The sequence below is a fragment of the Ideonella azotifigens genome (assembly GCF_006519715.1).
Lineage (GTDB): Bacteria > Pseudomonadota > Gammaproteobacteria > Burkholderiales > Burkholderiaceae_C > Ideonella > Ideonella azotifigens.
Window position 1 is genome coordinate 1 of sequence record NZ_VIDT01000252.1, and the last position, 7,267, is coordinate 7,267.

At 58.8% G+C, this 7,267-nt stretch carries 8 protein-coding genes; 5 read left to right on the top strand and 3 right to left on the bottom strand.

Going from position 1 to position 7,267, the window contains the following annotated elements; all coding sequences use genetic code 11:
* The 3 genes from FKP22_RS15790 to FKP22_RS15800 all read right to left on the bottom strand — a co-directional run.
* On the bottom strand, positions 1-1,217 hold a 1,217-nt coding region (locus FKP22_RS15790; RefSeq protein WP_141288422.1), incomplete at its 3' end, for an FUSC family protein.
* 25 nt (positions 1,218-1,242) lie between these two features.
* A complete protein-coding gene (locus FKP22_RS15795) occupies positions 1,243-1,890 on the bottom strand; it encodes an RES family NAD+ phosphorylase (protein ID WP_141288423.1) in 648 nt (215 codons plus the stop codon).
* Entirely contained in the window at positions 1,890-2,534 is a 645-nt protein-coding gene (locus FKP22_RS15800) for a hypothetical protein (RefSeq protein ID WP_141288424.1), read from the bottom strand. The genes FKP22_RS15795 and FKP22_RS15800 overlap by 1 nt, the downstream gene beginning before the upstream one ends.
* 389 nt (positions 2,535-2,923) lie before the next feature.
* On the opposite strand from FKP22_RS15800, the gene FKP22_RS15805 reads away from it, so the two are divergent.
* The 5 genes from FKP22_RS15805 to FKP22_RS15820 form a co-directional block, all read left to right on the top strand.
* A complete protein-coding gene (locus FKP22_RS15805) occupies positions 2,924-3,382 on the top strand; it encodes a hypothetical protein (protein ID WP_141288425.1) in 459 nt (152 codons plus the stop codon).
* A gap of 122 nt (positions 3,383-3,504) precedes the next feature.
* Positions 3,505-4,134: a hypothetical protein gene (locus FKP22_RS15810; protein ID WP_141288426.1), complete on the top strand. Its 630-nt coding sequence runs from the start codon at positions 3,505-3,507 to the stop codon at positions 4,132-4,134.
* Between the two features lie 157 nt (positions 4,135-4,291).
* Positions 4,292-4,456 (top strand): hypothetical protein, encoded by a 165-nt coding sequence (locus FKP22_RS32125; protein WP_170200923.1) that lies wholly within the window; start codon positions 4,292-4,294, stop codon positions 4,454-4,456.
* A 713-nt stretch (positions 4,457-5,169) separates the two neighbouring features.
* Positions 5,170-6,771 (top strand): DUF2326 domain-containing protein, encoded by a 1,602-nt coding sequence (locus FKP22_RS15815; RefSeq protein WP_141288427.1) that lies wholly within the window; start codon positions 5,170-5,172, stop codon positions 6,769-6,771.
* 292 nt (positions 6,772-7,063) lie between these two features.
* Positions 7,064-7,267 (top strand): DUF4124 domain-containing protein (locus tag FKP22_RS15820; RefSeq protein WP_141288428.1); only part of this gene is annotated, 204 nt, incomplete at its 3' end.

Genomic DNA, 7,267 nt, shown 5'->3' on the forward strand with positions numbered 1-7,267 from the left:
CAGGCGGCCAGTGTGTCGACCCAGTCGGCAGGCTGCAACGGGTGCCAGCGCCGTGTCAGCCGCCTCGTTGCACGGAAGGCCGGCGCCACCTTTTCCACGTTGGCGAGCTGGGCGAGGAAGGGCTGGGCTGAGCGCTCGGTTGCCGCCGGATCACCGGCCTCGGCCAGCGCGGCCAGGGCATCCGCGATGCGTCGCCTCAGCACATCGGTCGAACGCACCGGCAATACGAACCAGGCCGCCGCCACGCCAATCAACGCGCCGATGACGATCTCCGCCAGCCGCAGGCCCAGCACCTCCTGCGCTGGCAGCCCTTCGAAGCCTTGCAGCAGCGCCAGCGCCAGCGTCACGAACAACGCCCACCAGGCGTAGCCCAGCGGCCGCAGCCACAGGCCCAGGAAGACGGCCAGCAGGATCAGCGCCACCGTGCCGCGGTCATGCCCGCCCAGGCCACCGTTCGCGGCCAGCGCGATGACCGTGCCGGCTGCCGCGCCCAGCACGCGCAGCCCGCTCTTGTGGACCACGTCCAGCCGCCCCTGGTTGCCACTGCCGACGATGAACGCAGTCAACACGACCCAGGCCCAGTGCGGCCCGAAAAACAGATGCCCCACTGCGAAGCCCGCCGCCAGCGCCAGCCCCATCTGGATCGCCATCCTGCTGCTGGCAATGAGCCGCAGCCCGCCTGTCTGCGGTGCTGCAGGCAGCTTGGGCTCGGGCGGCACGCTGGGCAGGAAGCGCAGCCGCTGCGCCAGCGCATGCAGCAGGCCGACCCAGAACAGCGCCAGCAGCGCAACGACCACCGTGAGCAACCAGGCCGGCAGCGGGCCGCCTGGCGATGCCGGCAGGTGCGGCGTGATCAGCAGCACCACGAACGGCAGCGCGATCAGCCTTCCAGCCTTGCGCCCTGCATCGCCGAAGCGACGCAGCCAGATGGACGCCGAGATGACCAGCACGAAAGCGGTCGCCCCCCACCAGGGCCGTTCATGCAACAGCATAGCCACGCCAAACGCTGCCAGGCTGACCAGCGGCAAGGCAATGGCTGCTTCGATCCGGCCGCGCCGGTCGCGGTCCAGCTGGCTGCGCGAGAGAGACAGGCACAGCACCACGCCCAGCACCGCCGTGCCAGCCGCCGGCGCAAGGGCCAGCGCACAGCCCAAGGTGGCCAGGGCCGCCAGCATGGTGACGATGGCCTCCTTCAGCGAACGTGAGAGCAGGGTCATGGCGGTTTGCCGGTGTTTTGGCGTTTCACACCTCGTGCAGCTTGAGCGCCCGCACCAGCGCCAGCAACTCGGCGCGTCGCGGGCCCACCGCCAGCGGCTCTTCGGCCAGCACCTCGAAGGGCGGGTCGGGCAGGCGCTGCTTGAACAGCATCAGGCAGCGGCCCGCGTCGTGCCGGCGCGAGCCGTAGGCAATGGCCTGGGCTTGTGGGCATTGGGCGTAGGCGGCCTGGGCCCAGGCGCGCGTCTGGGGGTATTGCGCGGGCAGGCTGTCGACCAGCTGCGCGCGGCTGAGGCCCAGCGCCGGCAGGAACGGGGTGTGGAACTGCACGCAGGCGACGGAGGGCGGCAGCCGCAGCGTCACCAGGTGCAGGTGGCGCAGCGTGTCGACCTCGAACATGCCGGGCGGCTGCAGCACCACGTCGTGCAGCACCGATTCCATGTAGCAGGCTTGGCGGTCGCTGGCAGCGTAATAGGTGTGCACCGGCTCCCCCGGCGCGTGCTCAATCGGCGCGAAACGGGTGTCGCCCCAGCCTTGGGCGAAGCTGCGGGCGTGGGTTTGGGAAAAGCGCTGGGTGCTGTAGACGTGGTACCAGAGCGGCACCTCTTGCCGCGTGACCGGCAGCACGGTGAAAGCAGCCTCTGCAGGCGGCGCCGGCAATGGCAGGGCCGGCATCAAGCGTGGTAGGTGGCTTGGCGTTTTGCGGCCGCACCGAGCACAGCCTGCGCATGGTCCAGCGAATCCTTGGGCGCCTCGGCATTCAGCCAGCCATTCGGGAAGTGGAACCAACTGGCCAGCACCCACGGGTCCGCCGCCTCGCCCAGAGCCTTCAGCACCTCTTTGACGATGGGCAAGGGCTGGTAGAGCGCGTCGAACTGGTAGCGGGCGAAGTACTCCTTGCCGCCGTAGTTGACGCTGAAGATGCGCCCACGCCGCTTCCAGTCGCTGGCCGGGTGCGCCTTGTTGGCAGGCGGATCGAGCTGCAGCGCATTGATCTGCTCGGCCGTCAGCCAGTCACCCTGGCCAAACACCTCGTTGACCGTCTTCATGCGATGAACCCGGTCCTCCACCAGCTCCAGCTGCGGCTCCAGCAACCCGGTGGCCAACTCGGCCAGCCGGTCCGCACGGCTGAGCACCGTGATCTGCTGGCCGGTGTCCACCATCAAATGCAAGGCCTTCTCCAGCGCCGTGGTGAGCGAAGCCGCCATGGCCGGGTCCAGCTCCGCCGGCAAGACCAACGGCCAAGTCAACGCCGGCTGCCCGCCCAGGTGCGCACCCTTGTCGCCCGCCGCCTCAGGGGAAGTAGAACTGATCGCCATGTGCCGCACTCCTTGGGTTGCCAACATTGCCACCATCATAGTCTTCAGGAGCAAAATTGGCAAAACCCACTCACCCACCGCATGCCTTGAGAGGTAAGGCGACGGCGCTTGGCGCAAGACGGATGGCAACATGCACACTCCCTTGGCAATGCGACTGCGAGTCAGCAGAATCTGTAACAGACGCCGCTTTTGTCGCTAAATTTAATCCTGGATGGGCACCCAACCAATATGGAGGAAAAACCAGATGAATCAAGAATTTTCCCCACGCCAACCAAACCTGTTACACAGGCACTTTCAGCGCTGTCAGGCGCTGTGATGCCTGATACAACGCGTTAGGCAGCACCATGCGAGCGACTGCTCGAACTTGGATTTACAGCGTAGGCCCGCTGGTGATCGTGCTGGCCGCGCTCGCCTCGTACGCTTATCGATCTGCTGCGCACGACCGCGACGTAGAAGCAGAAGCAAAAGCAGAAGAATGGCAGTCCTATGAAAGAGCTCGTACTCTGGAAACCACGGGCAGCGTGCAGGGGGCGTATCGCTTATATGACGACTTGTGCCAAGACGGCAGTTTCGTTCACAACAATTTGCCGCGACGGGAGCAGCCTTGCATAAAGGCAACCGAACTCGCCGACGAAATTAGCGTCTCCTACGAGGCGACTATGGCGGCGCTTGAACGCTACCGCGCGATTCACGGGGTCTATCCTGACGATTTGAGTCCGGTGAAGGACGACATCCCGCTCAGTGCGACGCGCGCGTTTGCCGGCATGAAGTTGCACACAATCAGCGACGGGGGGATTGGCGTTGAAACGGGGATGTACAGCGCGGAAACTTTCAGGCTGGAGAAATGATGGTGCCTAACAGGTCGTTCGACATGGACACGCACCGGCAAGGCACCGCGAGTCGTGCGCGAGAGAATACGTCTCGCGGCGCCTTGCCGGTGTGTGCCGGTCAACTCCGACATTGACCTCACATGCCGCTACCCACCCGTCAGCGTATCCTCAAAGCAATGTGCCCCTCTGCATGGGACACTGCGAATCGCGTGCTGTACGATCTTTGTACAGCACATCCTGCGCATCTGCACAGTAGTGGAATACTTGCCAAAGTCTTATTCATCGGGCGCGTCTACGCTGCGGCAATTGAACGTCGCCGCAATAAGAATGATGACCACGACAATGATCGCTTCTACATTGACACTGTGGCTCCATCAATTCTTAAATCATGCATTGACGATTGGATTCATAAAGCCAGAGTCGCCACACCAGCAACTCCGGATGGGCTAAAAACCATGGTCCAAGTTCATGGTTTGGTTACTTCTTTATTTGGCGAAATTTCGGACCTTGAGAAGCGCTCACTTGCCTCAAAGTATCTTCACTTCCATGTGCCCCGCCTGTTCTACATCTATGACTCACGCTCCGTCAAGGCAATCCGGGAATTCTCTGATGTGTTGCCCCGAGCGAGTCGCTCGAAAGGCTGCGGCGACAACGAATACCGGAAGTTTGCAGAAAAGGCTACATCCCTTGTCAAGCACTGCGAAAGTGAATATGGCTTAGCTATGTCACCAAGGCAACTCGACAATCTGCTTCTCAAGATTAACGAATGAGGTCAACTGTCGGTTCAACGCGGACGCCAACACTGGCCATGCCTTCGGCATTCTTATGGTCAGTGTTGGCGCCCTGCGCGCTCCGCGCTCTGGCGCCGGTTAACATAGGCGTTAGCCCCCAGAATCCCGCCCTTCCGCCCTCCAACCAGAGACACCCATGCGCGAAATCCTTTCGATCCTTGCAGACATCGCCACCATAGTCACCGCTATCTGCGCAACCGGCATCTTGGTACGGATAAACATCCACTTGAGCAATAATGCAAGCAAGAACGCAAATCAGCGCGCCAGCGGAACAAGCAATAAGCAGAACATCAAGCAATGAGGCCGATAAAGCAGACAGCCATCGGAACGGGCAATACCCAGGTCACGAATGTTTTCAATCGTCCTTTCGACCCGGTAGACGTATGCGCCAGAAATATCTCACACATCCTGGAAAGGATCGCACACCTGGACTTTCTGAGTGTTTCGGCAAGTCGGCTCAGGCCACCAGATATTCTGACCAAAAACGCCATCAATTCCGTTGATGCCGCGAACTCAATCCAGATTGAACAAACATACGCGCTCTGGGATGAAATCACGGAATCCATAGGATCGGATGCAAGCGGCACAACCGCTGCAGACTACGCAAAGGCTTCGTACGTACTGAATCAGTTGTACTTAGCAAAATTCTAGAAGGACTTCCCAGGTTTCAAGATTCACGCGCTCGGCATCTACTGCGAGAACACAGGCGCCGAACTTGACGAGGCTCACGTTCTTGTTCACCTGATGAACTACATGTACCTAAGCTGTCAAATAGGGCTAGTCCCATGATTCGCATCGGCCAGTTCAGCACTCCTCAGAACAGTTCGCTCTTCCTTGCCAGTCGAATCGGACTGCATCTAAGAAATCAGAAATCAGAGCCCCTTTTGGCACTCCAGAAGAGGTTCTGCTCCGACGCCACACCGGGAATCCGAACCACATTCACCGAGAGCTTGCTACTTCTGTTCGCGCTTAACAAAATATCGTTTGACCTAGAAACTGATCGGGTGGTATTCAATGAAAATTCATGGAATCTCATCTGAAATACCGTTGTTTCGCACGGTTGAATTCAACAAGAACTTCTCTATCGTTCTTGGGGTAGCGAAAAGTCGAGGCGAAGGCAAGAGCCACAACCTCGGCAAAACAACGCTAATTGAACTAATTGATCACATCCTCTTCGGCTCGCGCGACTCAGAGCGCATAAAGGCGATAAAAGAGAATTTTCCAAATCCAGTCTTTACGGTCGAACTGCGCATGGGCAGCGAGACGCGAAAAATCGTTGCTGACTACACTAAAAAGAAGAAGGCCGCATTCTCCACAGAAGTCAAGCAGTCCTACGAGTACTTCATCCGATTCCAGGATGACTACAAGGATGAGTTCAGAAAGGTCTCCATCCGCGGCAAAGATCTGAGTTGGAAGCCCCTGCTCCTCAGACTAATGGGTTTCAACGAACGCCCCTTGGTAGAGAAGTATGAGATTGAATCGACAATTCAGGACTACGACAAATTCATTGAGATTGCCGCGAGTAGCGGCATGAAGAGAGAGGGGCGCGCTGAAGAGATTGCGCGCCTTGAAGCGCGCCGAACAGAGTTGATGAATGCCATCGCAAGTCTCAACTTTGGAAGCATCGAGGACTCAACCTCGGCTCAACTAGCATCCGAGGTGGACTCACGAATCCTCTACGCCAAGCGCGAGCTTTTCGTCCAACGCAAAGAACTCTCTGCCGTTACAGAGGCCCTTCGAAGCACCGCATTTGTACAGTTCACCCCAGAAAGAATAGAGCAGATATATGCAGATCTCAATATCTACTTCGGCGAGCAGGTTAAGCGAGATTTGTCGGACGTTCAGGAGTTCTTTGTTCAGGTCACCGAAAATCGTAGTACGGCTCTGAGCGCTATGAAGAAGCGCATACTAGAAAGTGTCTCGACTTTGGAACAAGAGCTGACGATTCTAAACGAGAAGCGTGCGCAATATCTTCAACTAATTGTGGCACCGGGTTCAATTGACCTTTATAGGCAGCTCTCTCCTCAGCTCGCGGAGACTGAGACGGAGCTCTCCCTCTTGAAGCAGGATGTCTATCGAGAGTCGATTCAAACAGCAACTGCAGAGCGCAATCTACTGAAGACACAGCAGTTGACTCTTGCAGCTCAGGTCGCTTCCGAGATCGATGAACATGACGCGACATTTCGAGAAATCAAGAGCCACTATCACCAGATAATGGCCGATGTAATGGACATTGATTCCGAACTTGTTATTGAGAAGAACTCGACAGGCAACCTCGACTTCAGAACCATTTCCTGGCGTGACCAAAGCCCCTCGCAGGAGCTCAAAGGCGAGATGGCCAAGAAGATCTCGTGCGCCGCATTCGATGTCGCGCTGCGCATTGTCAATAATGACGATTCCGGCTTCATTATTCATGACGGCGTCATTGATAACGCCGATAGGAATATAAAGAAGAAGTTCATCGAAGCGATGAAACGAAGATCGATTCAGTACAACTTTCAGTATATCATGACAGCTATCAGCGATGACTTGCCTGACTCTGTCGAGCATGAGGACATCGTCATAACCCTGAGTGACAAATCCGACAGAGAGCTTCTCCTTGGTCGGACTTTCTAGCATCCAAGCCTGGTCACGCTGGGGGCTAACCCGTCTACAGGGACTTCCCCGATGGACTCGAGGATCAGGGCTCCCATCCCCCCGCGCTTGGAGTGCACTGGCGCGCACTCCCTCAGGAAACACGCGCAAGCCGAGCAGGACCTGTCTCTTTCCGGCGTCTGGCCCGCATTACCGAGCACCGAAGCGAGGCGAAAGGGGAAATGGGAGCCCGGACCCGGATCGGGAGGCGACCGCCCCATCCCTTGCGCGATTACTTGTCTGCCGCCCCGGGCCGACCATCATCGCCCCCTCCATGCACCACCTTCGCGCCGCTTTAGCCGCCCTCACGTCCACGGCCCTGCTGCTGGCCGCAGCCGGCGCCGTGGCGGCGACGGTGTACCGCTGGGTGGATGAGAACGGGCAGGTTCACTATGGCGAAGTGGTGCCGGAGCAGTACCGCCGCACGGCCAAACCTGTGGAGATGTGGGCCAGCCCGCCTTCGGCCGAGCAGCAGCGC